Here is a 23,674-nt window from a genome sequence, read left to right as displayed (position 1 = left end):
TGACAGGACAGGCATTGTAAATACAACAATCATGCAACAATCCCCTTTTAATATTAAGGTTTTTCCCCATTAGCCACAGGCTGCGCGGGTGCTGGTCATCCAGCCTCAGGTTACCTATCATAGAGGTTTAACCCTTGCGCAAGAGTCACCCGTGCACGAAATATTCAATATGCTGCTGGCGGTATTCGACCGGGCAGCGCTGATGCTGTTCTGTCTGTTTTTCCTGATTCGTATCCGCCTGTTTCGCGAACTGTTGCACAAGTCAGCCCACTCCCCGAAAGAGCTGCTCGCCGTTACCGCGATTTTCTCAATGTTTGCCCTGTTCAGTACCTGGTCCGGCGTACCGGTTGAAGGCTCACTGGTTAACGTACGTATTATCGCCGTCATGTCAGGGGGAATTCTGTTCGGTCCCTGGGTCGGTATCATTACAGGCCTGATCGCGGGCACCCACCGCTACCTGATCGACATCGGCGGCGTAACCGCCCTGCCCTGCTTTATCACCAGCATTCTGGCAGGCTGCATTGCCGGCTGGATCAACCGTAGGATCCCCAAAGCGCAACACTGGCGTGCGGGTATTTTAGGCGGAATGCTGTGCGAATCTCTGACCATGATCCTCGTCGTCGCCTGGGCCCCCACCACCGAACTGGGGCTGGATATCGTCTCGAAGATCGGCATCCCAATGATTCTTGGTAGTGTCTGCATTGGTTTTATCGTCATGCTGGTGCAAAGCGTGGAAGGCGAGAAAGAAGCCAGCGCCGCGAAGCAGGCTAAGCTTGCTCTGGATATCGCCAACAAAACTCTGCCACTTTTTCGCCAGGTCAATAGCGAATCGCTTCGCCAGGTGTGCGAAATTATCCGCCATGATATACATGCTGATGCCGTCGCTATTACCAACACCCAGCACGTGCTGGCCTACGTTGGCGTGGGTGAACTTAACTACCGCGATAATGATGATTTCGTCAGTCCGACTACGCAACAGGCGATCAATTACGGAAAAATTATCATTAAAAACAATGATGAAGCGCACCGTACGCCGGAAATACACTCCATGCTGGTGATTCCGCTTTGGGAGAAAGGTGTTGTCACCGGTACGCTAAAAATCTACTACTGTCACGCCCACCAGATAACCTCCTCACTACAAGAAATGGCCATCGGCCTGTCGCAAATTATCTCGACTCAGCTGGAAGTCTCCCGGGCGGAGCAGCTACGCGAAATGGCAAATAAGGCAGAGCTGCGTGCGCTACAAAGTAAAATAAATCCCCATTTCCTGTTTAACGCCCTGAACGCAATTTCATCGTCGGTGCGGCTGAATCCAGACACTGCGCGCCAGCTGATTTTTAATTTATCGCGCTATCTTCGCTATAATATTGAATTAAAAGACGATGAGCAGATCGACATCAAAAAAGAGCTGTATCAAATCAAGGATTACATCGCCATCGAACAGGCCCGTTTTGGCGACAAGCTGACGGTTATTTATGATATCGATGAAGAGGTAAGCTGTTATATTCCCAGCCTGCTGATTCAGCCGCTGGTAGAGAACGCTATCGTCCATGGGATTCAACCCTGCAAAGGAAAAGGGGTGGTCACCATCAGCGTTGCGGAGTGCGGTAATCGGGTACGGATTGCCGTGCGGGATACGGGCCACGGTATCGATCCAAAAGTGATTGAACGGGTCGAATCCAATGAAATGCCGGGCAATAAAATTGGTCTGTTGAATGTGCATCATCGCGTTAAGCTGCTCTACGGCGAGGGCCTCCATATCCGCCGTCTGGAGCCAGGCACTGAGATTGCCTTTTATGTGCCTAATCAGCACTCGCCCGCAGCCGCACCGGCCACATTGTTGCTTTAACCAGGAGTGAAGTCGTGAAAGTCATCATTGTTGAAGATGAATTCCTGGCCCAACAGGAACTTAGCTGGCTGATAAAAGAGCACAGCCAGATGGAGATTGTCGGCACATTTGACGACGGTCTGGACGTGCTGAAATATCTCCAGCACAACCGCGTTGACGCCATTTTTCTGGATATCAATATTCCCTCGCTGGATGGCGTCCTGTTGGCGCAAAACATCAGCCAGTTCGCGCACAAGCCCTTTATTGTCTTTATTACCGCGTGGAAAGAGCACGCTGTTGAAGCCTTTGAACTGGAGGCCTTTGACTACATCCTGAAGCCGTATCAGGAATCACGCATCGTCGGCATGCTGCAAAAGCTGGAAGCCGCCTGGCAGCAACAGCAAACGGGAACCTCGCCTGCCAGTCCGGTGACCCGCGAAAACGATACGATCAATCTGATCAAAGATGAGCGGATCATCGTGACCCCGATCAACGACATCTACTACGCAGAAGCCCATGAAAAGATGACGTTTGTCTACACCCGGCGCGAATCGTACGTGATGCCGATGAACATCACTGAATTTTGCAGCAAATTGCCTGCTTCGCATTTCTTCCGCTGCCACCGCTCGTTCTGTGTGAATCTGAATAAAATCCGCGAGATCGAACCCTGGTTTAACAACACCTACATTTTGCGCTTAAAAGATCTGGAATTTGAAATCCCGGTGAGTCGGAGTAAAGTGAAAGAGTTCAGGCAGTTAATGCACTTATAGCGCAGAGAAAGAGCGATGAAAGAGCCAGGCCTCCCCGCAGACCAACAGTTTTTCGCCGATCTGTTCAGCGGCCTGGTATTGAACCCGCAGCGTCTTGGCCGCGTGTGGTTCGCGTCCCAGCCCACCACATTACCGTCCGGCAGTTTGTGTATTGACCTTCCGCGCCTCGATATCGTGCTGCGTGGCGAATACAGTAATCAACTGGAAAAACAGCAGCATAGCCTGCCAGAAGGCGACATGCTGTTTATCCCGGCGAAGGCAGCGAATTTGCCCGGCAGCGATAAACCCGTGATGCTACTGAGTCTGGTGTTTTCTCCGGCCTGGCTGGGGCTCTCTTTTTACGATAATCGAACGGCATCTCTGTTACGTCCGATCCGCCGTATTGAGTTACCACATCCGCAGCGCGGCGAAGGCGAGGCGATGCTCACCGCATTAACCCATTTAAGCCGCTCTCCTCAGGCCCAGGATATTATTCAGCCGCTGGTGCTTAGCCTGCTGCATCTGTGTCGTAGCGTGGTGAATACCCGCCCTGACACAGAGCGTCCGCGCGCTGAATTTCTCTATCATAGTATGTGTAACTGGGTGCAGGATAACTATGCCCAACCGCTGACCCGGGAAAGCGTAGCGCAGTTTTTTAATATCACGCCCAACCACCTGTCAAAAGTGTTTGCCCAGCACGGCACCATGGGGTTCGTCGAGTACCTGCGGTGGGTCAGAATGGCGAAGGCGCGCATCATCTTACAGAAATACCATCTGTCGATTAGCGAAGTCGCACAGCGGTGCGGGTATCAGGACAGTAATTATTTCTGCCGCCTGTTCCGGCGTCAGTTTGGCCTGACGCCGGGAGAGTACAGCGTACGTTTTCAGTCAGCACGTTAAGTGAGACAACACCAACAGGTTAGTAATATCCGTTTGCATCGTTGTAAAATAACGGCATGTAGCTCCCCCTGCAGGCTTACTCAATAAAGTGAATATGCGATGAAAAACAGACGTGCACTCTCCCTGATGTGTTTTCAGATGCTGGAATCAGGTGCGGATCGTCAGACCGTGAAAAGAGCCCTTACCTCCCGCCGTGTTAAAGCTCGCCAGGCGGTGGTTCTGCTCTGCAAGCAAGAAATGACGCTCTTAAGAGCCGGGAAACTGCCGGTGCCAAACGCGCCACATTGATGATGTCGCTTTCCGGTCGCGTTCATCCAGCCTGCAACCAGATCGTCGCAGGCTGGAGAGCGCTCTTTCAATGAAGCTTAAAACGTCAGTTCCGCCTCCAGCAACGCGAGAATACTGTCGGCATTTTCAGCGGCAAACAACGACTGGCGGAACGGCTTGTTCACCAGCTTACGCGCCAGCTGCGAGAAGACCTTCACGTGGTTAATGCCTTCATCAGCCCCCAGCGTCAGCATGATAACCAGTTCCACTTCGCCCATCTCTGACTGCCAGTCAACGGGATGAGCAAGCCGGGCAATACTGATGCTGGAATGGCGGATCCCCTGGGACTTAGTGTGCGGAATAGCCACACCAAAACCGACAGCAGTGGTGACTATCTCTTCGCGCTGCCAGATATCTTCCTCCAGTTCAAACGGATGTTCAGTTCGCCCATTAACACCCAGATTGCCGCACAGAAACTGAATCACCTGCTCTTTGTTACTCAGAGATTCACCAACAAAGATGTTCTCCCGCGCCAGTAGCGGACGCACGTCTTTCTGCGGTGCAAACTGGTTGAGCAGATCTTCTATCTCTTGAGCGCTACGGCACTCACAGGCCCGTATGGCGAGTTCACGGCATGCCTGGCCCTCCAGTTGACGAAGCTGACTTTTCACCGCCGGAATACGTGGACTGCTCATGCTCAGCTCGTCGAGTCCTAAGCCCAGTAGCAGCGGTAAATAGCGTCCTTCGCCCCCCAGTTCGCCGCAAATGCCCACCCATTTACCGCGTTCGTGCGCCACGCGGACAATCTGCTGCAACATTCGCAGGAACGACGGCGTAATCGGGTTGTACAACGGCGAAACGCGCGGGTTATTACGATCGACGGCGTACAGGTACTGGGTCATGTCGTTTGAACCAATACTGAAGAAATCCACCTCATCGCAGAAATGGTCGATGATGTAACACACCGACGGCACTTCAACCATAATCCCCAATGAAATTGTCGGAGCATGGCGTAAACCGTCGGCTTTCAGTGCCACCAGCGCTTTTTGCAGTTCGCTTTTTACCCACAAAATCTGGTCAAGGCTGTGCACCATTGGGATCATCAGTTGCGCATTGCCGAAGGTTGCCGCACGTAAGATGGCACGCAGCTGCGTGCGAAACAGTCCGGCAAACTCTGGATAAATTCGCACCGCACGATAGCCCAGGAAAGGATTCTCTTCCTGCGGAATATTGAGGTAACGGATATTTTTATCCCCCCCAATATCCATGGTGCGAAAGATAACCGGCTTGTCGCCCGCGGCCAATAAGACCTGCTGGTAGGCTTCAAACTGTTCCTGCTCGTCGGGAGCGCTGTCGCGGTCCATAAACAGCATTTCAGTACGAAACAGCCCAATCCCTTCCGCGCCATTGGCAAACGCCCCCGGCGCTTCCAGCGCGGTACCGATATTCGCTGCAACGTCAATACGCTGATTATCTTTGGTCAGCGCGGGCTGGGCGGCATCAAGCGCCTGCCGCCGCTGGCATTCATCGGCCAGCTTCTGCGCAATCGCGTAATAACCGCGAACCGCATCGTCTGGATTGATGGCCAGTACCCCACAGCGGGCATCCAGTACCGCATGCTGCCCTGCATAGCGGCTAATGGCCTCCAGCGGCAAGCCGCTAAGCACCGGTATAGCCGACGCGCGAGCGAGGATCAGGGTATGCGATGTACGCCCTGTTTTCTCCAGGATCATGCCTGACAGATGCTGCAAATTGAGGCTTAAAAACTGGCTGGGCGTCAAATCCTCAGCGACCAGAATCGTCGGCTTATTCAGCACCAGCGCATTGCGCGGACGTCTTTCAGGCCAGGTAATATGCAGCAGTTGTTCGCTGATATCACGGATATCGCTAACGCGCTCGCGCAGGTAATCGCTACCGGAGGCCGACAGCTTGTCGCACACCTGCTCCATATTGGCGATAATCGCCGCCCCTAACCCCAGATGCTGCTCCAGCATTAAGCGACGAATATTCCCGGCAAACTCGTCGTCCTGAATCAGAGACAGATGGGCGCTGAGGATGGTTTTACTCTCACCCTCACGCTCGCGCAGTTGCTGATTGAGCTGTTCGGCAAGCGTCGCCAGACTATGCTCCAGCCGGGTATTGTCTTCCGCACTCGGCGCAATCGCGCGATAGCTTTCCAGATTATCGCTCTGCCAAAGCGTGAGCGAACCCGCCCCTACGCCCCCTGCAAGCACGGTGCCATAAAGAAGGTCTGGGTTGAGGCGAATCAGCGAACGCGGCAACGGATGCGCCGCCAGTTCCGCCGGCGTCGGCTGAACGCTGTCGCTGTCAATAAATCGGTGCAGGAGGTACTCCTCCAGCGCTCGCCGGGCCTGTTCTTCATCGCGACCGGTGATGGTTAAGCTACAACTGTCATTAAACAGCGTCCCGGTGCCAATCAGCGCCAGCGAGCTTTTCGCATCTGCCCTGGCGTTCTGGCGATGGTTAAGAAATATCACCTCACTTTGCCACTGGCTGCACTGCTCTTTCAGCTCCCACGCCGGACGCGCATGCAGGCCATTGGGTAGCGGGCAAAGAAATTGAATCGTTAGCATAACAACTCCTGATTAGCGCGAAATCAGCACCTGAAATCCGTCAGATGAACCACGGTTTCGCACGTAAGATGTGAAAGAAGAGCCGACAACAACTGCTGCGTCTGGATGATGTCACGGCAGTCGGCAATCGACGCCGCGCAGTGTCCATGCCGCGTAGCTGGCCCCATGACAACCGTGGGGATCCCCGTACCGCTTACGTGCACCGCCCCGCCGTCAGTGCCGCCGTTACTGAACATGTCAATCTGCAGGGTAATGCCCGCATCAGTGGCCACGCTTTCAACCCACGCCGTCAGCTTTGGCGAGGCAATCAGCGATTTATCGCTTAACACCAGCATCGGGCCATTACCAATCTGCCGATGGTTGGCCGCACCATGATCAAAGTTTTTGGCCCAGCAAGCGGTATCCAGCACGATCGCCACATCCGGGGCGACCGCGCGTGCAGCCGTTTGTCCTCCGCGCAGTCCCACTTCTTCACTGGAACTGGCCACCAGCCAGACCTCACATGGGAGAATGGCGTTATGCCATTCGCGCAGCAGCGCCACCAGCAAATAACATCCAAGTCGATCATCAAAGGCTTTGCCCATGACTCGCTGGTGCGGCAAAACCTGAAACGTCGTGTCAAAGGTGACGCGATCGCCAGGGCGTACGCCGGCCTGAAGTACCTCGTCATAAGACCGCGCGCCAATGTCCACCTGCAGCGCACTGACGTCATTACTGCTGCGCACTCCGTCGAGCAGACCGGGAATTTTGCTCTCTTCACGGGTAGTGATCCGCACCGGCTGCAATTGCCTGGCCGCCATACGCACATTTCCCACCGGCAATACATCGATCGCTCCTTCGCTGGAAATACTGCGCACGATAAATCCCACTTCATCCATATGCGCGCAGATCATTACCTTCGGACCGGTTGATTCATTCAGACGGATCAGCACCGATCCCAGGCCGTCAAAGCGCACCTCTTTATGCAGACGATCCGCCTCTTCAAGCAGGATCTGCCGCACTTCCTGTTCTGAAGAGGCGATCGCGTCCGCCTCACTCAGCGCCTTCAGTAGCGATAAGTCCATTACGCTTCTCCCGTGTGTAACAATGTCTTCGCCATGGTGTAGAGCACCTCGCCGCCGTCTGGCGTAACCAGCACCACATCCTCAATACGCACGCCTCCCTGCCCCGGCAGATAAATACCCGGCTCAACGGTGAGCAGCATGCCAACCGCCAGAGGCGTCGCGTCGGTGGGGGAAAAACGGGGATTTTCATGCACCTCAATGCCGATAGCGTGTCCGGTATTGTGACCAAACTCATCACCATAGCCCGCCTGCGTAATGACCTGCCTGGCTGCGGCGTCAACCTCATGGCAACGCCGACCTGGTCGAATTGCCGCCACCGCCGCACGCTGCGCCGCCAGGACAATCTGATACACGGAAAACAGCGGGCTTTCTTCCGCTGGCTGGTTTGCGTCTGGGATGCGAAAGGTTCTCGTCATATCCGAACAATAGCCCTGATACTGCGCGCCAAAATCCAGCGTGATGAACTCACCCGCCTCGACACGCTTGTCGCTGGCTTTACCGTGCGGCAGCGCGCCGCGCCAGCCGCTGGCGACAATGGTGTCAAAAGAGGGTTTGTCTGCACCGAGCGTACGCATGTACCACTCCAGTTCAGCGGCGATTTCGCGCTCACTGAGGCCAGGTTGAATAAAGCGGCGAATATGTTCAGCACTAAGGTCAGCTATCCGGCAGGCTTCGCGAATGCAGGCTATCTCCTGCGCCGTTTTTACCTGCCGGAGCACATCCGGCACGGCACTCACTAGTCGGGCACGCAGTTTGCCCGACCATCCATTCACCGTATTCCAGCTTACCTGCTCGCCTTCAAATCCCACCGTCTGCAGCTTTTCGTCAGCAATAATGTGATTCACCCGTGAATACAGCGTCTGCGCGCCATCAAGTAGATGGATCTGATAGCCCTGAGTACGCGTGGCAACATCGGTGTAGTAACGGGCGTCGACCAGGATATGCGCGCTTTGATGGCTGATAAACACAAACCCTGAACCGCTGGAGATCCCCATATGCGGCTGTTTATTCTGCCGCGATGACAGCAGCATCGCATCGAGATGTTGCGCCGTTAGCCAGTCACGCAGCGAGGCAAGTAAGCTCATGGTCACAATCCTTCTAATCAGAGGCTTTCAATCAGCAATTTGCCTTTGCGGTACATCATGTTGCGCAGGAACACCACCATCAGCGCCGTAATCACCGCACCTAACAGGATCCCCGCCATATAGACGCCGAGGTTAGTGACCAGCGGCCATGCCCAGATAGCCGATTCCGGGAACCACTGCACCGCCCCCAGCCAGACGGCAGCCGTCGATCCGACAATAGCGCCAACCATATAGGATGGAATTGCCGTGATGGGGCTTTCCAGTGCAAACGGGATCGCCCCTTCGCTGATGCCCATAAACGCGAGGAACATTGCCGTTTTCCCTTGCGGGTAGAGCTGTGCGTTGAACAGGCGTTTGCCAGTTAAGCGCCGGTCGAGAAGCGTAGCCAACCCGAGGCCAATTGGAGGAATCACGATGGCAATAGAGCGTGCGGTTACCGGCAGAACGTGATCAGTAGTAAAGCTGAAGGCGACAAATCCTGCGGCTTTATTAATCGGACCGCCGAGGTCAATCGCCGTTGCCGCAGAAATCCCCATCGCGTACATCAGCGTGCCTTTCTCTCCAGCCGCCATCAGCAGAGAACGAATTCCGCCGTTGATCCACCCGCCAAACGGCGTTATCACGTAATACATCGCCAACATGACGAAGATCGCGGAAAGAATGGGCAGTAAAAAGGTGGTTTTGAATGCCAGCAGGAAATCAGGCAACTGGATTTTTTGGTTCATCCACTTCACCAGATACCCGGCGACAATCGAGATAATCAGCGCGCCAATAAAGGTTGACGGGACGGGAGCACTGGTTGCCCATTGCAGCGTCGCTGGGTCAAAATTCAGTATCTGCGTGGGCTGAGTGGACATCAGTCCACCAATGAACCCCGCCGGAAACGCCAGCTTACCGCCGATAGAGTTGGCGACAAACGCGGCAAACATCGGAATAGCAAAACCAAACAGCACGCCGCCAAAAGATTGCGACAGCCAGGCAAACTTCAGTAATGAGAGATTAAAACCGCTGAATTTTCCGCTGTTCAGCGCATCCATGATGCCGGTGTCAGCAGGTATATCGAGCCAGCTATAGGCGATCAGTTGCGAGAAGGCGAGAATTACCCCGCCCATAATTAACGTCGGTACCATGCGCGAAATACCCGACATCACATGCTGCGGAAGTTCGCCCCAGAAGCTATTGTGGGAGGCCGGTGGATTTTTTATTGCCGCTGCCGCACCAGATGCGCCAGGCACAACGGTTGCACTGCGTTTTTTAATGGCCATACGTAATTCCCTGTCGATGATTATTGTTGTTCAGCGGCAACCATCTCTTCGATCTCTTTGATGATGCCGGCTGCATTTTTTATCGCGTCCTGTAACGTAATTTCGTAGACGTCACGCGACTCAAAACGCTCGTTATCTTCCGGAGTAACGGCAACAGAATGGATGATCAACGTTGCCTCTGCGATATCCTGCGCCGTCAGGCGATTTTGAATTCCGTCCGCACCCTGGGTTTCAATTTTCACTTCATAACCCGCTTCAACCGCGGCTTCTTCCAGCGCCTGAGCCGCCATAAAGGTATGGGCCAGCCCCATTGGGCACGCGCAAACGGCAATCAGTTTTTTGCTCATAATCATTTCCTCGTAATAGTTAACGAGTGAAATTATGGTCCGGGGAAAGTAACGACCGTTATCAGACAAATAATGCTTTTACTGGACAAATAATCCCGCCATTCGGAAATGTGACGAAGGTCGGAAAGGCGGGCGGCAGGCATAAAAAAACCGCGTAATAAACGCGGTTTTGCGGGATATATGTAAGCCGGATAAGCGCTGTGCACCGTCCGGCATTGGTCTTACAAAATATGGCCCAGCGTCTGGCGCAGATGCGCACCGGAACCAAGCAGGCCCGGGTTATCATGCACGATCAGATATACCGGAATATCCTGTACGTAGGCTTTAAAACGCCCCTTATCCTCAAAACCACCACGGAAACCCGAAGCTTTAAAGAAGTCGAGGAAGCGCGGTACGATGCCGCCAGCGATGTACACACCGCCAAACGTGCCCAGCGTTAACGCCAGATCGCCGCCAAAACGCCCCATGATGACGCAGAACAGCGACAGCGCGCGACGACAGTCGATACAGGAATCAGCCAGCGCACGCCCGGTGATATCCTTCGGCTGCAGATTTTCCGGCAGGCGCCCGTCTGATTTGACGATGGCGCGATACAGATTAACCAGCCCCGGACCTGACAGTACGCGCTCTGCGGAAACGTGACCAATTTCCGCACGCAGGACCTCAAGGATAATCCCTTCTTCTTCGCTGTTAGGCGCAAAATCCACGTGACCGCCTTCACCAGGCAAGCTCACCCAGCGTTTATCTACATGCACCAAATGCGCCACTCCAAGTCCGGTACCTGCGCCATAGACAGCAATCGGTTTGCCTTCAACAGGTTCCGCACCGCCAAACTGGATCAAATGCTCTTTCTTCAGCATCGGGATCGCCATCGACACGGCGGTGAAATCATTGATGATTTCCAGATGGCTGAAGCCCAGATTTTTTTTCATCTCAGCAATAGAGAATGCCCAGGTATGGTTGGTCATTGCCACCCAGTCACCGGTAATCGGACAGGCAATGGCAATACAACCATCCTCGACGCTGACGCTATGCTCATCCAGGTATACGCGTACTACCGCCTCGAGGCTTGGGTAATCCAGCCCGGAATAGGTTTTTGCCTGCGAAATCTCGCCGCTGGCAATGTCGCACAGAGCAAGACGCGCGTTGGTGCCGCCAACATCACCTACTAAAGCATATTTTGTCATTCTTCCACTGCTCCGCTAAAGTCAGAATAAATCTTTGCCACACTGTAAATTCATGGGGGCATAACAACAACGCCCTGAAGGCTGATGCCCGTGGAAAATCGATCCAGATCACATAATTACTTTATCGTTTCAGCACCATTTGCAGCGATGCGGTTGCGCAGGCTGTGCAAACTATGTCTATGACTCTGTTTTAAGGAATAGAATATGCTTCATCCACGAGCCAGAACGATGCTCTTGCTATCAACTCCTGCGCTAATTATTGGTATTGCCTCCAGCCTGGTGTTGATCGTTGTGATGAAAGTGGCGTCCGTTTTACAGCAATTTTTGTGGGAACGCCTGCCCGTTAGCATCGGTATTGCCCAGGACTCTCCGCTGTGGATTATCGGCATGCTGACGCTCACGGGGATCATGGTCGGGTTAGTTATTCGCTACAGCCAGGGTCACGCAGGACCGGATCCTGCCTGTGAGCCGTTAATTGGAATGCCGGTCCCCACCTCAGCAATTCCGGGCTTGCTGGCAGCGCTCATCCTCGGCCTGGCGGGTGGCGTCAGTTTGGGTCCGGAACACCCGATCATGACCGTGAATATCGCACTGGCTGTGGCGCTCGGCAGCCGTATGTTTCCCCGCATTGCTAAGCTGGACTGGACCATCCTCGCCTCTGCCGGCACCATCGGCGCGCTATTTGGCACCCCCGTTGCCGCCGCGCTGGTCTTTTCACAAACGCTGAATAGCTCGGACAATGTTCCCTTATGGGATCGCCTGTTTGCACCGTTAATGGCCGCCGCCGCGGGCTCGCTGACCACCAGTCTGTTTTTTCACCCCCATTTTTCACTGCCCATCGCGCACTACACGCAGATGCACGTGATCGATATCCTCAGCGGTGCGGTCGTTGCCGCCATCGCCATTGCCGCCGGGATGGTGGCTGTCTGGTGTCTGCCGCGTTTACACCATTTAATGCATCGATTGAAACACCCGGTCCTGATTCTTGGGGCTGGCGGCTTAATCCTCGGCATTTTAGGCGTTATCGGCGGACCGCTTACCTTGTTTAAAGGACTGGACGAAATGCAGCAAATGGCATTTAGCCAGACGCTGGGAGCATCGGATTATTTCATGCTTGCCGTGATCAAATTGGCGGCATTAGTGGTTGCAGCTGCGAGTGGTTTTCGCGGCGGGCGAATTTTCCCGGCAGTATTCGTTGGGGTCGCGCTTGGCCTGATGCTGCACGCCCACGTTGAAGCGGTGCCAGCGGCCATTACCGTCTCCTGCGCGATTCTTGGACTGGTGCTGGTCGTCACCCGTGACGCCTGGCTGAGCCTGTTTATGGCAGCAGTGGTGGTGCCAGATTCCACCCTGCTGCCGCTGCTGTGCATCGTCATGCTGCCCGCCTGGCTGCTGCTGGCGGGCAAACCGATGATGATCGCCGAGCGTACCGATAAGTAGTTAGCCTCCGTTACGCGTTTCCAGCGCACGGGTCACCGTGCGCAATAGCTCAGGAAGATCGGCTTTCGGTAGTACCACCTCAATTAACGACAATCGTTGCGGATGGGACAAACGGGCCAGCACTTCTTCCAGTTGTACCGCCTGCTCCACACGCCAGCACTCCGCCTGACATTCACGACGAAACGCCTGCGGCACCTGCGTCCAGTTCCAGGCGGCGATATCGTTATAGCGCTGATTTGCCCCATGTATAGCCCGCTCCACGGTATAGCCGTCATTATTTAGCAGCAAAATAACGGGAGATTGCCCGTCTCTGAGCATAGAGCCCAGTTCCTGAATGGTGAGCTGCGCCGCACCATCGCCAATAATCAGGATCACCCGGCGGTCCGGGCAGGCGGTTTGCGCGCCAAATGCAGCCGGGAGCGCGTAGCCGATAGACCCCCACAGCGGCTGAACCAGCACCTCCGCTCCACCGGGTAGCGTGAGCGCAGCCGCGCCAAATGCAGCGGTCCCCTGGTCGACGAGGATAATGTCATTGGGTGCCAGATACTGCTGCACCGTATGCCAGAAATTTTCCTGCGTCAGAGGTCCCTTCTCAACCTGAATACGTCTAACTGGCGGGCGTTCTGGCGGCAGTGAAAAGGACATCTCCAGACACAGCTCCCGCAAGGTGGTTACCGCCTGCTCCATCGGGACGTTAAACCAACGGTTTCCAATCCGTGAGGCATGTGGCTGCACCTCAATCGTGCGCTCCTGTGGTAACTGTTGCGTAAACCCGGCGGTCAGAGTGTCAACAAATTGTGTGCCAACACACACTATCGTGTCGGCATCTTCTATCGCCTGACGTACATAGTCGCTGCTGGCTCCAGCGCTGTAGGTGCCGACAAACGCCGGATGACGCTCATCGAATAGCCCTTTGCCCATCAACAACGTGGCGTGGGCCATCGGCGTTTCCGCCATCCAGCGTTGCAATACCGGCTGCAGGCCAAAGCGTTGCGCGAGAACGTCTGCCAGAAGCGCTACGCGCGGGCTGTCCAGTAACCGCTCGCGGGCATGGTAGCGAAACGCTTCTGCCACGCTGCTTTCTGGCTCGCTCAGAGGAACAATCAGGATGTCATTCGGCGGCGTGGTGCGCTGTTTTGCCACATCAGCAGGTAACATCAGATAGCCCGGTCTGCGTTCGATGAGCATTGTTCGCAGCACGCGGTCAATTTCATAACAGGCGTTTTGTTCATCCAGCACTGCGCTGGCCGTCGTCACCGCCTGCTGCATACGATAAAAATGCTGAAAATCACCGTCCCCAAGGGTGTGATGCATCAACTCCCCGCGACGTTGAGCACCGCGACAGGGCGCGCCAACAATATGCAAAACAGGAACATATTCCGCATAGCTTCCCGCGATACCGTTAATCGCGCTTAACTCACCTACGCCAAACGTGGTGAGCAGCGCCCCCACCCCGGATACCCGGGCATAGCCATCCGCAGCATAAGCCGCATTCAACTCGTTCGCACACCCGACCCAACGTACGCTGGGATGTTCAATCACGTGATCAAGAAACTGCAAATTATAATCGCCAGGCACACCAAAGAGATGGCCAACACCACAGCCTGCCAGCCTGTCCAGCAGATAATCAGCAACGGAATACGGGGTTTGCATGACAGCTTTCCTTCTGACGGTAACCTCATGTTGAGTATCGAAGAACTGTGATGACTGTCCAGGAAAGTCGCTGTGAAGGGGGTGGAAAGCAAGATGTACAGTTTTCATCCCTAAATTTAATTGCAGCTGGCCTTGTGTAAACGTATACACTCAAAGTCACACCTTATCTGACAGGAGGCTATATGGCTTATCAGGCTGCTGAAAATCGTTATCAGACAATGGAGTACCGCCGCTGCGGTCAGAGCGGCCTCAAGCTCCCGATTGTATCACTGGGGTTGTGGCACAATTTTGGTGATACCACGCAGGTCGAGAACAGTCGGGCGCTGTTACAGCGTGCATTCGATCTGGGGATCACCCATTTTGATCTGGCGAATAACTATGGTCCACCGCCGGGTTCAGCGGAGCGAAATTTTGGTCGCATCCTGCAGGAAGATTTTTTACCGTGGCGAGATGAGCTGATCATCTCCACCAAAGCGGGTTACACCATGTGGGAAGGCCCTTACGGGGACTGGGGCTCACGCAAATACCTGATTGCCAGCCTCGATCAAAGCCTGAAGCGTCTGGGGCTGGAGTATGTCGATATCTTCTACCACCATCGCCCCGCCCCTGAAACACCGCTCAGAGAAACCATGCGCGCGCTGGATCATATCGTCCGTCAGGGCAAAGCGCTGTACGTAGGCCTATCTAACTATCCGGCTGAACTTGCCAGACAAGCGATTGAAATACTCGACGATTTAGGTACGCCATGCCTTATTCATCAGCCCAAATATTCTATGTTTGAGCGTTGGGTCGAAGAGAGCCTGCTGTCGCTTTTACAGGAAAAAGGCGTCGGTAGTATCGCCTTCTCACCGCTGGCTGGCGGGCAGTTAACCGACCGCTATCTGAACGGTATTCCTGCGGATTCTCGCGCCGCAAGCACCAGCCGTTTTCTGAATCCGGACCAGATCACCCCACAAAAACTGGAAAAAGTTCGAGCGCTGAACGCACTGGCAGAGCGACGGGGACAAAAGCTGTCTCAGATGGCGCTCGCGTGGGTTCTCCGGGAAGACAAGGTCACGTCTGTGCTGATTGGTGCCAGTAAACCGGCGCAAATTGAAGATGCCGTCGGCATGCTGGCAAACCGTCACTTTACGCCTGAAGAGTGCGCGGAGATTGATGCCATTCTGAGTCGGTTGAAATAAAGACACATTTATTAACAAAAAGTGCTCTCACTTGCGATTTAAGAGTTGTGGCGATGAAACGGGGCTTTACTGCCCCGTAATATTACGTTAACAGGCCGGCTACGGCTCGATCGTGAAGGAGAGAAAACATGTTCAGGTCACTGATTCTGGCGGCAGTCTTAATGGCTTTTACACCGCTGGCCGCGAACGCTGGCGAAATCACCCTGCTGCCATCAATAAAATTGCAAATTGGCGATCGCGATAATTACGGTAACTACTGGGATGGCGGCCGCTGGCGCGACCGGGATTACTGGCACCATAACTATGAGTGGCGCAAAAATCGCTGGTGGCGTCATGACAACGGCTACCATCGTGGCTGGGATAAACGCAAAGCTTATGAACGCGGCTACCGAGAAGGCTGGAATGACCGTGACGACCATCGCGGTCGTGGGCGCGGCGGTCACGGGCATCGTCATTAAGAAAAGGAACCTGTGGTAACAGAGAATTTTTAACAATGGCAAAGGGTTCCGTTCACCGTATGTTCATTGTTTCTCTGAAACCCTCATTCCCGTAACGGGCAAGGGAGGCTCACCGTCTCCCTTGCCACCCAGGCTTCCGGCAGGAAAAATCGTCACTTCGTGATCCATTCGCCTTATGTCGTCTTCCTTCGGATCGCTTCAGTACGCTGACTTTCAGTTCAATCCGTTTCGCTTTAATAAAAAATACCTTTGCGGCTAATCAATCCTTAAGTGACCAGCATTAGCCTGCAGGCTGCTTTTTTATGGTCAAATCCTGCGCTTTTTATTTTTCACTATTTGCCCTTGAGCAAAAATCTCCTGAACGTATCTTATCCTCAAGAGAATTCACGTCAGGATTAACTTATGAATGCTAATTTTAAGAATGAAATTCAGACATTCGGTCGATCGCTATTATTACCGATCGCCGTACTGGCGCCTGTGGGGATGGTCATGGGAATTAGCGCTGCGTTAGGGCAGAGCTATATGATTGATAAACTCCCCTTTCTGGGCAATGAAATTTTCAGAGCAATTCTCTCTTCTCTGGGATTAATCAGCAGCGTCGTTTTTAATAATATTCCTTTACTGTTCGCGATGGGTGTCGCCTACGGTATGTCTAAAAAAGAAAAAGGGATTGCTGTATTTGCGTCCGTCGTGGCTTACCTGACTCTGCTTATCGCCATGCATGTGCATCTTAAGCTGGCGGGTACGCTGGCGAAAGAGGATATGGCTTTCGTCGGACAGGGAATGGTATTAGGTATTCAGACGCTGAAAATCGAAGCGCTGGGCGGTATTATTGCCGGGCTGCTGGCAGCTAAAATAACCGACCGTTTTTACCGGCTGCAATTACCTCTCGCTTTCGCCTTTTTCAGCGGTAAAAAATCCGTCGCGATCTTAGCCATTGCTTTTTCCATTCCCGTCGGCTTGATCATTCCTTTTATCTGGGATCTGTTTACCGCAGGTATGCGCTCCATATCAACAATAATGATGGCACCCAACATTGGTGCAGGTATCTATATGACGCTCAATCGCCTACTGATCCCGTTTGGCTTGCACCACGTCCTCAGTTCCACCGTGCGTTTCACCGCGGCAGGCGGTACGTACCTGATTGACGGGCAGACCTATGTCGGTATTTTGCCCGCTATCAATAAAATCCTGTTTGAGCTTGGTCCCACCCATCCGGCCTGGAAAGAGTATATGCCGACGCTCACCAGCTATCTTGCCTCATCACAAATGCTCACGACGCTGTTCCGCGTTCCGGCGATTGGTCTGGCGATGTACCACATGGCCTATTTCAAGAATAAGAAATTTGCCAAAGGGATGATCCTGACCGTGGTGCTGACCGCCATGCTGGGGAATATTACCGAACCGCTGGAGTTCTCCTTCCTGTTTATCGCGCCAAAACTCTTTATTGTCTATGCGGTACTCTGTGGCTTATTGACCATTCCACTGCAATTACTGGAAGTCTCCATCGGCTATATTCGCGGCACCATTTTTGATTTTGGTATTTTCGGTTTGATGTATGAACACACCCAATGGATTAATTTAATTATCCTCGGCGTGATTAACTTTGTTGTCTTCTATTTCGTCTTCCGCTTCGCGATCGGTAAATTTGATATTAAGACCCCAGGCCGCGAGAGTGAAATCGCTGACAGCACCTTACTGAACAATAAAGAGTACGACAAAGTCGCCGAACTGGTGATTCAGGGGCTGGGCGGGACAGACAATATCAAGCGCGTTGAAAACTGCGTTTCACGGTTACGTATTGATTTGAAAGATCAGAAAAAAATGGACATGGCCATTCTTAAAGAATCTGGCTCGCTGGGAACCTTTATCCCCTCCAGCAACCATGTTCATGTGGTATTCGGCCCACACGTAGAATTTGTCCGTAACGCGGTAGACGACCGCCTCGTCGGTGCGAAATAAATTCAAGGAGATAGTAATGCGTGCACTGTATGATTCAAAAAGCAAAACGATCGACGATCGAGGAATGAAATCTCTGCTCGCACAGCCAGCGCGGGTACAGTCATGGCTCGATGTTGAAGCCGCCCTGGCTCAGGCACAGGCCGGACACGGCATGATCCCCGCCAGCGCCGCAGTCAATATTACCGCTAACTGCCACGTGGATAAGATTGACCTGACGGAAATGGAACGCCTGCTGCGCGAGATTGGTCACGGCTTCGTTCCGGTCATCAAAGTGCTGGTCAAAGCCTGTGACAGTGAAAGCGGAAAATACGTGCATTACGGCGTCACCACGCAGAATATTCAGCAAACAGCACAGCTTTATCTGGCAAAGCAGTTCGATACCATCATGCAGGGTTTTGTGGACGATATTCTGCGTAACCTGGCAAAGATGGCATCTGACCATAAAGCAACGATTATGGCCGGACGTACCCACGGTAAGCACGCGCTGCCCATCACCTGGGGCTATAAAGCCGCCGTGTGGATTGATGAGTTACTGAGCGCCCAGCAGCGCATGCGGGAAGCGGAAAAACGCGTCTTTACCGTGATGATGGGGGGAGCCGTGGGCGCCTTCCACGCGACCGGTGAAACCGGCCGCCAGGTTCAGGATAGCGTTGCCCAAAAGCTGGGAATGCATTCAATGGCGATTCCCTCCCGCAACTCGCGCATTTACCGCACTGAATACATCAGTAATTTGTGCCTGCTGGCGACGACGTTACACAAAATAGCCGAAGAGGTTTATCAGACCTCAAGTGAAGAGTTTGCCGAAGTTTCAGAAGCCTTCACTAAAGGCACCGTTGGCAGCAGCACCATGCCGCAAAAAGTGAATCCTAAACTGGCGAAGGGGATCATCGCCAACGCGCAGAAATTGTACTCAGTAATGACCTCCTGCCTGTATGTCAGCCCACGTCCCTTCGAAGCAGACAGCTCCGCTTACTTTATCTTTGACGGTAATATCCAGGAGAGTATGGAGCTAATGGCTGAGATTGTGATGCGAGCCGAAGAGTTGACGCGAACGCTGGTCATCAATCCTGGGCGTATGCGCCAGAATGTGCAGTTAACGCATGGTCTTATTAATAGCGAAAAAATCATGATGCAGCTGGTGGAAAGGCTGGGCAAAGATGCCGCACATGAACGCGTCTACCAACTGGCAATGCGCAGCACGCATGAAGGCATCCCCTACGCTGATGTGCTGCGTGATGACCCTCTTATTCGCCAGCACTTTAGCGACTCAGAAATTAATACGCTGCTGGATCCTGCTCACTACATCGGCCTTTGCGCAGAAATCGCCGAGGAAACGGCCGTTCGCGTATGGGAGAAAGACAATGGCTGATCCCCTGCTTTCTCTGGCAAGTGAACGCATTGTCACCCCGAATGGAATCGAAAGCGGCTATCTGCATATTGAAAGCGGACGTATTTCTGGCCTCGACAGTACACCGCGAGGAAAAATCGTCGATTATCGCCATGCCATGCTGATGCCCGGTTTTGTGGATATTCACGTTCACGGCTGGGGGAGAGGGTCGTTTGCCTGGAGAGGTGAACGCCGTTCTTTGCAGGCGATGAGCCGGGATCTGGTTAACGCCGGGGTTACCGCGTGGCTTGCAACGTCAGCCACCCAGCCGGAAACGTTCTTGCTGGAGAGTCTTTCCACCGCCGCAGACTGGATTGCAGACGCAAAAGCGGAAGATGGTGCCGAAGCGGTGGGTATTCATATGGAAGGCCCCTTTATTAACCCTGCATACAGCGGAATGCAGAGCAAGGACGCGATTCAACCACCCGGTATCGAAGGATTCAAACGCTATCAGCACGCCGCGAGGGGAAATATCCGTCTGATGACGCTCGCACCTGAACTGCCGGGCGCCCTGGCGCTAATCCGCTATTTACGCCAGTCAGGCGTCACCGTGTCAGCCGGTCATACCGACGCCACCTTTGATGAAACCACCCTCGCCATTGAAGCCGGTTTAACCCACTTTACCCATGCCTTTAGCGCCATGCGCGGGCTGCATCACCGGGAGCCTGGCGTGGTGGGGGCGCTGATGTACCATCAGAATACGTATGCCGAGGTGGCAAAGCAGAGCGGGATTACGTTGCGACCAGAAGTGTTCGACATTCTCTATCGGTTGAAAAAAGATCGCCGGTTGGTCATGGTCAGCGATTGTCTGGGATATGTAGATTTTCCCGAAGGATCAGAATTCCACCATTACCTGCGCCAGGAGACGTTTCGCATTCACAATCATTGTCTTGAAATCACCGACCACAGCGGAAAGACCCGAACGGTTTCACCCACGGAGTGGTCCGAAGTGTGCAAACTGGAGATGAGCTTTCTGGACTCCGTGAAAAATGTGGTCGACAGGCTGGAAAAAGGCTGGGTTTCAGCCGCGCAGATTGCCTGCCTTAATCCGGCAATCCTGGCGGGTGTTGACGCGAGAAAAGGCAGCCTGACGTCAGGAAAAGATGCCGATATTCTCGTGTTGGGTGCAGAGTTAAACCTGGAAGCCGTCTGGTGTCGCGGCGTTTCGCAACCTCTGGCTAAATAAAAATATCACTGTAATGCGTATCAAGAAAAATTTTTAACGCCTCCTGGCTCATTCCCTGAACCTGCTGAATAAAGTCCTCAGCAGGTATTTTTTTGCGCGCGGAGGGAAGTCCATTTTCGCGTAATAACAGGAGATCGTCCTGCGTGAGCCAGAAATTCACTTTGACATAATCCAGCCCGGCGTAGCGGAGATGACTCGATATCTTGTTTGTAAAGGTAATCAGCAGGTCGAATTCGAGCTGCTGAAGCCGCGCAATCTCATTGATGTTGATGCAGGCGGGGATTTCAATATGGAAGCGGGAGAAAAGCATCTCTTTAAAATAGCCGACCTTACTCTCTGACGAGTTCGTCACAATAATGACCCGCTTTTTCTTATCGCCAACAACCCGATTTTTGAGCGCATACTTTTTGATAATCAGCACCAGGGTTGCCAGGTGAATAGCAGAAAAGGTCGTTTGCCAGTGATGTTCAATCTCCTTCACCGCATACTGGACATGATCCCATAGCTCAGGATAGCGTCGCTGGACATCATGGAGCTTTTTATCATCGAACCAGAGATGAAATTTATTCTGGATGATGGCGGCATAGATAAAATTATAAATCTCCGCAAACCAGGCGTGCTGATTGTGAATGGTGTTCTCCAGACATCCGGCTAAAGCGTGACAGGTGCGCTTAACGTAAGAGACCAGCCGGGCGTCGTATAATGTGAAGGGGCGATGAGTAAACGTCAGTGAAGCAATCAGCAGATCCAGACAGATATTTTCATCCGCATCAGGCAATACGCCATAAGGAAAGGTCGTCAAAAACTCAGCCGCCGAACTCTCCGTAATTCTGTGTCCCCTGCGGATACGGTGCAGGGCAAGGCTAAGATAGACCAGTAAGTATTTCCTGCCGTTATATCCCAGGGCGATGACCGGACTGATTTTATCTTCGTAATAGTCTGCCGCCTGGTTTATCTCTGCAGCACACTCATGAAGAAACTGTTCGGCAATTGAACGGCCTGTCGGCTCATTGGCCTGGTGGGCGATAAGTCGGTGATCCTCACCAATTTCGACCGTTTTTAGTATCGTCATGCACGCCGCCAGCCGCAGCTGGAACTCATCCCCCGCAAGCCGGGAGCCCTTACGCGGGATACTTTGCACAATCAGATCGCGTTCCTGCACCAGGCTCATCATGACGGGATTATCATTTTTCACCGTTCCCGCACTGACATAAAATTTTTTGTAATAATCATTTTTATTCACCACATCGTGCAAACAGAGCGCCACAAAGAGATCCTTCACCCTCTCTTCTGCCGTAGTGATATAGCGATTAAACTGGACGCGCGCTAAAAACTGTCGGTATTCGCTGTAGCCAATCCGGGTGGTAATAAACTGATTATCCTGATGTAGCTGGACATTTTCTGGCAGAAGTTCATTGAGCTCTTTCATTGTCCGTTTTAGCGTGGAGAGCGTTTTACCGAAACGCTCGACAGCCTCTTCAACGGGGAGCGGACTGTTGTCCTGGAGATATTTCAGGAAAGAGAGATCAAAATGATTCATGAACGCCTGCCAGTTAATTATGCAGGGCACATAATAGAGGAAAAGCTCAAATAAAACCGTGACCCGTCGCGAGTCACGGTTGATTATAGCCCCATCGCCGTGCCTGCCAGTAGCCAGAGATTGAGCGCCACGACCAGTATCACAATGACCCAGCCAATCTGTTTAACGCAACGACGATTGACCAGATCCCCCATCAGCTTACTGTCGCTGGTGAAGATCAGCAGCGGCACCAGCGCCAGCGCGATACCAAAACTGAGCAACACCTGACTCATCACCAGAATACGGGTCGGATCCAATCCCATCAGAATCACAATAAATGATGGCATCATGGTGACGGTACGGCGTACCCATAGCGGAATGTGAAAACGGATAAACCCTTGCATCACCACCTGCCCCGCCAGCGTACCGACCACGGTAGAAGAGAGTCCCGCAGCCACCAGGCTTAAACCAAACACCGTCGCTGCAGCGTGACTCAACAACGGTTCAAGGGTCAGATACGCCTGATCGAGATCGGCAATACCGGTATGCCCGCTAAAATGAAATGCGGCGGCAGCCGTCGCCATCATCGCCAGATTGACAAATCCGGCAATCGTCATGGCGATAGCCACATCCCATTTAGTGGCCGCATAGCGCTGTTGGCGTGTTCCGCCGTGCAAATGCTGAGTTAAGGAAGAGTGCAGATAAATGACGTGCGGCATGATAGTCGCACCGAGCACCCCAGCGGCCAGGAACACCGCTTCGGAATTAGGCAGGCTTGGGATCACCATTCCCTTACTAAGCTGCGCGAAGTTCGGTTGGGAAAAAACCAGCTCCACAATGTAAGCCGCGGCCACAAACAGCAGCAGGCCGCCAATCACCTTTTCCAACGGTTTTTGACCGCGACGCTGCAGCATCAGAATTAAGAACGTCGCGATACCGGTGAGTACGGCCCCTTGCAATAAGGAGACGCCGAGGATCAGTTTGAAGCCAATCGCAGCGCCAATAAATTCAGCAAGGTCTGTTGCCATAGCGATAATTTCTGCCTGCACCCAGTAGAACCACACCACCGGGCGAGGATAATGATCGCGAATTTGCTCCGCCAGGTTTTTACCCGTAGCAATGCCGAGTTTTGCCGACAGCACCTGAATCAGCATCGCCATCAGGTTTGCCCAGACCACCACCCACAGCAATTGATAACCAAAGCTGGCCCCTGCCTGGATATTGGTGGCGAAGTTACCCGGATCGATATAGCCGATCGCCGCGATGAACGCAGGTCCCATTAATGCGAGCTTCAACTTGCGCGCTGCCCGCCCACTGCTACTCTCAACGCGATCGTTAGTCATTTTAGTGCCTCAGAAACATAGCCTTTGCTATGTTTCAAGCTACGCCTACTGAGAATGATTATCAAATTCATTTTAATGGGTGACGTTGATTTCTCTGATAGCGTTTGTCTATGGATCGATAAGGATTCTGGAAATACCGGCGAGATGTTTAATTATTGTTATGAGAATAGCACAATGACATAACTTTTCACTTCCATACTAAACATAACGGAAGTGTATCACCGATCACTAATTTTGAATCTCGTCACAGGTCCTTATT

19 protein-coding genes are annotated in these 23,674 nt (G+C 53.1%); 10 read left to right on the top strand and 9 right to left on the bottom strand.

The genetic code is table 11. From position 1 onward, the window contains the following. Positions 1-151: 151 nt before the first annotated feature. The 4 genes from HV350_RS07600 to HV350_RS07585 all read left to right on the top strand — a co-directional run bounded on the left by HV350_RS07600 (position 152) and on the right by HV350_RS07585 (position 3,765). Positions 152-1,849, top strand: a complete 1,698-nt coding sequence (locus tag HV350_RS07600; RefSeq protein WP_029139619.1) for a sensor histidine kinase — start codon at positions 152-154, stop codon at positions 1,847-1,849. A 14-nt stretch (positions 1,850-1,863) separates the two neighbouring features. Further along, complete coding sequence (gene ypdB, locus HV350_RS07595; protein WP_016153896.1) at positions 1,864-2,598, top strand: two-component system response regulator YpdB; 735 nt, start codon at positions 1,864-1,866, stop codon at positions 2,596-2,598. Between the two features lie 15 nt (positions 2,599-2,613). Further along, a complete protein-coding gene (locus tag HV350_RS07590) occupies positions 2,614-3,477 on the top strand; it encodes an AraC family transcriptional regulator (protein WP_016157073.1) in 864 nt (287 codons plus the stop codon). Between the two features lie 99 nt (positions 3,478-3,576). Continuing rightward, a complete protein-coding gene (locus HV350_RS07585; protein WP_032931709.1) occupies positions 3,577-3,765 on the top strand; it encodes a hypothetical protein in 189 nt (62 codons plus the stop codon). A gap of 77 nt (positions 3,766-3,842) precedes the next feature. Here HV350_RS07585 and ptsP read toward each other — a convergent pair whose 3' ends face one another. The 6 genes from ptsP to glk form a co-directional block, all read right to left on the bottom strand. Then, the gene (gene ptsP, locus HV350_RS07580; RefSeq protein ID WP_181630127.1) at positions 3,843-6,338 is read right to left on the bottom strand and encodes a phosphoenolpyruvate--protein phosphotransferase; all 2,496 of its coding nucleotides are present in this window, start codon (positions 6,336-6,338) and stop codon (positions 3,843-3,845) included. A gap of 23 nt (positions 6,339-6,361) precedes the next feature. Beyond that, the gene (gene ypdE / locus HV350_RS07575; RefSeq protein ID WP_181630125.1) at positions 6,362-7,402 is read right to left on the bottom strand and encodes an aminopeptidase; all 1,041 of its coding nucleotides are present in this window, start codon (positions 7,400-7,402) and stop codon (positions 6,362-6,364) included. After that, positions 7,402-8,487: an aminopeptidase gene (ypdF, locus tag HV350_RS07570; protein ID WP_181630124.1), complete on the bottom strand. Its 1,086-nt coding sequence runs from the start codon at positions 8,485-8,487 to the stop codon at positions 7,402-7,404. The genes ypdE and ypdF overlap by 1 nt, the downstream gene beginning before the upstream one ends. Positions 8,488-8,504: 17 nt before the next feature. Next, a complete protein-coding gene (locus HV350_RS07565) occupies positions 8,505-9,752 on the bottom strand; it encodes a PTS fructose transporter subunit IIC (RefSeq protein WP_137380934.1) in 1,248 nt (415 codons plus the stop codon). 20 nt (positions 9,753-9,772) lie between these two features. Further along, positions 9,773-10,099, bottom strand: a complete 327-nt coding sequence (locus tag HV350_RS07560) for a fructose PTS transporter subunit IIB (RefSeq protein WP_003028254.1) — start codon at positions 10,097-10,099, stop codon at positions 9,773-9,775. 221 nt (positions 10,100-10,320) lie between these two features. Beyond that, positions 10,321-11,286: a glucokinase gene (glk, locus tag HV350_RS07555; protein ID WP_016153902.1), complete on the bottom strand. Its 966-nt coding sequence runs from the start codon at positions 11,284-11,286 to the stop codon at positions 10,321-10,323. A gap of 204 nt (positions 11,287-11,490) precedes the next feature. On the opposite strand from glk, the gene HV350_RS07550 reads away from it, so the two are divergent. Continuing rightward, positions 11,491-12,726 carry an ion channel protein gene (locus HV350_RS07550; RefSeq protein WP_053389666.1) on the top strand — a complete coding sequence of 412 codons (1,236 nt, stop codon included), beginning with the start codon at positions 11,491-11,493 and terminating at the stop codon, positions 12,724-12,726. Here HV350_RS07550 and HV350_RS07545 read toward each other — a convergent pair whose 3' ends face one another. Then, positions 12,727-14,379: a thiamine pyrophosphate-binding protein gene (locus tag HV350_RS07545; protein WP_047358784.1), complete on the bottom strand. Its 1,653-nt coding sequence runs from the start codon at positions 14,377-14,379 to the stop codon at positions 12,727-12,729. It abuts the gene before it with no gap. Between the two features lie 182 nt (positions 14,380-14,561). Between HV350_RS07545 and mgrA the strand changes: the two genes are divergently transcribed. The 5 genes from mgrA to HV350_RS07520 all read left to right on the top strand — a co-directional run bounded on the left by mgrA (position 14,562) and on the right by HV350_RS07520 (position 20,553). After that, positions 14,562-15,560, top strand: coding sequence for an L-glyceraldehyde 3-phosphate reductase (gene mgrA / locus HV350_RS07540; protein ID WP_137380935.1), 999 nt, complete (start codon positions 14,562-14,564; stop codon positions 15,558-15,560). 128 nt (positions 15,561-15,688) lie between these two features. Beyond that, on the top strand, positions 15,689-16,018 hold the full coding sequence (gene ypeC / locus HV350_RS07535; protein ID WP_016153906.1) for a DUF2502 domain-containing protein YpeC: 330 nt from the start codon (positions 15,689-15,691) through the stop codon (positions 16,016-16,018). Between the two features lie 402 nt (positions 16,019-16,420). Further along, positions 16,421-17,980, top strand: coding sequence for a PTS transporter subunit EIIC (locus HV350_RS07530; protein WP_181630122.1), 1,560 nt, complete (start codon positions 16,421-16,423; stop codon positions 17,978-17,980). A gap of 16 nt (positions 17,981-17,996) precedes the next feature. Then, positions 17,997-19,349 (top strand): adenylosuccinate lyase family protein, encoded by a 1,353-nt coding sequence (locus HV350_RS07525; protein ID WP_181630121.1) that lies wholly within the window; start codon positions 17,997-17,999, stop codon positions 19,347-19,349. Next, positions 19,342-20,553 (top strand): amidohydrolase family protein, encoded by a 1,212-nt coding sequence (locus HV350_RS07520; protein WP_047358786.1) that lies wholly within the window; start codon positions 19,342-19,344, stop codon positions 20,551-20,553. Before HV350_RS07525 ends, HV350_RS07520 begins: the two co-directional genes overlap by 8 nt. Here the strand turns inward: HV350_RS07520 and HV350_RS07515 are convergent. After that, on the bottom strand, positions 20,546-22,093 hold the full coding sequence (locus HV350_RS07515; RefSeq protein WP_181630119.1) for a hypothetical protein: 1,548 nt from the start codon (positions 22,091-22,093) through the stop codon (positions 20,546-20,548). The two genes, HV350_RS07520 and HV350_RS07515, sit on opposite strands and share 8 nt — an antisense overlap. Before the next feature lie 83 nt (positions 22,094-22,176). After that, on the bottom strand, positions 22,177-23,415 hold the full coding sequence (locus HV350_RS07510) for an Nramp family divalent metal transporter (protein ID WP_016153911.1): 1,239 nt from the start codon (positions 23,413-23,415) through the stop codon (positions 22,177-22,179). Positions 23,416-23,674: the final 259 nt, after the last annotated feature.

The sequence above is a fragment of the Citrobacter sp. RHBSTW-01013 genome (assembly GCF_013781985.1).
Lineage (GTDB): Bacteria > Pseudomonadota > Gammaproteobacteria > Enterobacterales > Enterobacteriaceae > Citrobacter > Citrobacter braakii.
The sequence above is the reverse complement of the archived record's forward strand: the minus strand, read 5'-3'. Positions and strand labels throughout refer to the sequence as shown.

What these genes read in the sequence shown, in the direction of transcription:
- HV350_RS07590 (WP_016157073.1), top strand. Translation starts at nt 2,614, where the DNA reads ATGAAAGAGCCAGGCCTCCCCGCAGACCAACAGTTTTTCGCCGATCTG.
- HV350_RS07585 (WP_032931709.1), top strand. Translation starts at nt 3,577, where the DNA reads ATGAAAAACAGACGTGCACTCTCCCTGATGTGTTTTCAGATGCTGGAA.
- ptsP (WP_181630127.1), bottom strand. Translation starts at nt 6,338, where the DNA reads ATGCTAACGATTCAATTTCTTTGCCCGCTACCCAATGGCCTGCATGCG.
- ypdE (WP_181630125.1), bottom strand. Translation starts at nt 7,402, where the DNA reads ATGGACTTATCGCTACTGAAGGCGCTGAGTGAGGCGGACGCGATCGCC.
- ypdF (WP_181630124.1), bottom strand. Translation starts at nt 8,487, where the DNA reads ATGAGCTTACTTGCCTCGCTGCGTGACTGGCTAACGGCGCAACATCTC.
- HV350_RS07565 (WP_137380934.1), bottom strand. Translation starts at nt 9,752, where the DNA reads ATGGCCATTAAAAAACGCAGTGCAACCGTTGTGCCTGGCGCATCTGGT.
- HV350_RS07560 (WP_003028254.1), bottom strand. Translation starts at nt 10,099, where the DNA reads ATGAGCAAAAAACTGATTGCCGTTTGCGCGTGCCCAATGGGGCTGGCC.
- glk (WP_016153902.1), bottom strand. Translation starts at nt 11,286, where the DNA reads ATGACAAAATATGCTTTAGTAGGTGATGTTGGCGGCACCAACGCGCGT.
- HV350_RS07550 (WP_053389666.1), top strand. Translation starts at nt 11,491, where the DNA reads ATGCTTCATCCACGAGCCAGAACGATGCTCTTGCTATCAACTCCTGCG.
- HV350_RS07545 (WP_047358784.1), bottom strand. Translation starts at nt 14,379, where the DNA reads ATGCAAACCCCGTATTCCGTTGCTGATTATCTGCTGGACAGGCTGGCA.
- mgrA (WP_137380935.1), top strand. Translation starts at nt 14,562, where the DNA reads ATGGCTTATCAGGCTGCTGAAAATCGTTATCAGACAATGGAGTACCGC.
- ypeC (WP_016153906.1), top strand. Translation starts at nt 15,689, where the DNA reads ATGTTCAGGTCACTGATTCTGGCGGCAGTCTTAATGGCTTTTACACCG.
- HV350_RS07530 (WP_181630122.1), top strand. Translation starts at nt 16,421, where the DNA reads ATGAATGCTAATTTTAAGAATGAAATTCAGACATTCGGTCGATCGCTA.
- HV350_RS07525 (WP_181630121.1), top strand. Translation starts at nt 17,997, where the DNA reads ATGCGTGCACTGTATGATTCAAAAAGCAAAACGATCGACGATCGAGGA.
- HV350_RS07520 (WP_047358786.1), top strand. Translation starts at nt 19,342, where the DNA reads ATGGCTGATCCCCTGCTTTCTCTGGCAAGTGAACGCATTGTCACCCCG.
- HV350_RS07515 (WP_181630119.1), bottom strand. Translation starts at nt 22,093, where the DNA reads ATGAATCATTTTGATCTCTCTTTCCTGAAATATCTCCAGGACAACAGT.
- HV350_RS07510 (WP_016153911.1), bottom strand. Translation starts at nt 23,415, where the DNA reads ATGACTAACGATCGCGTTGAGAGTAGCAGTGGGCGGGCAGCGCGCAAG.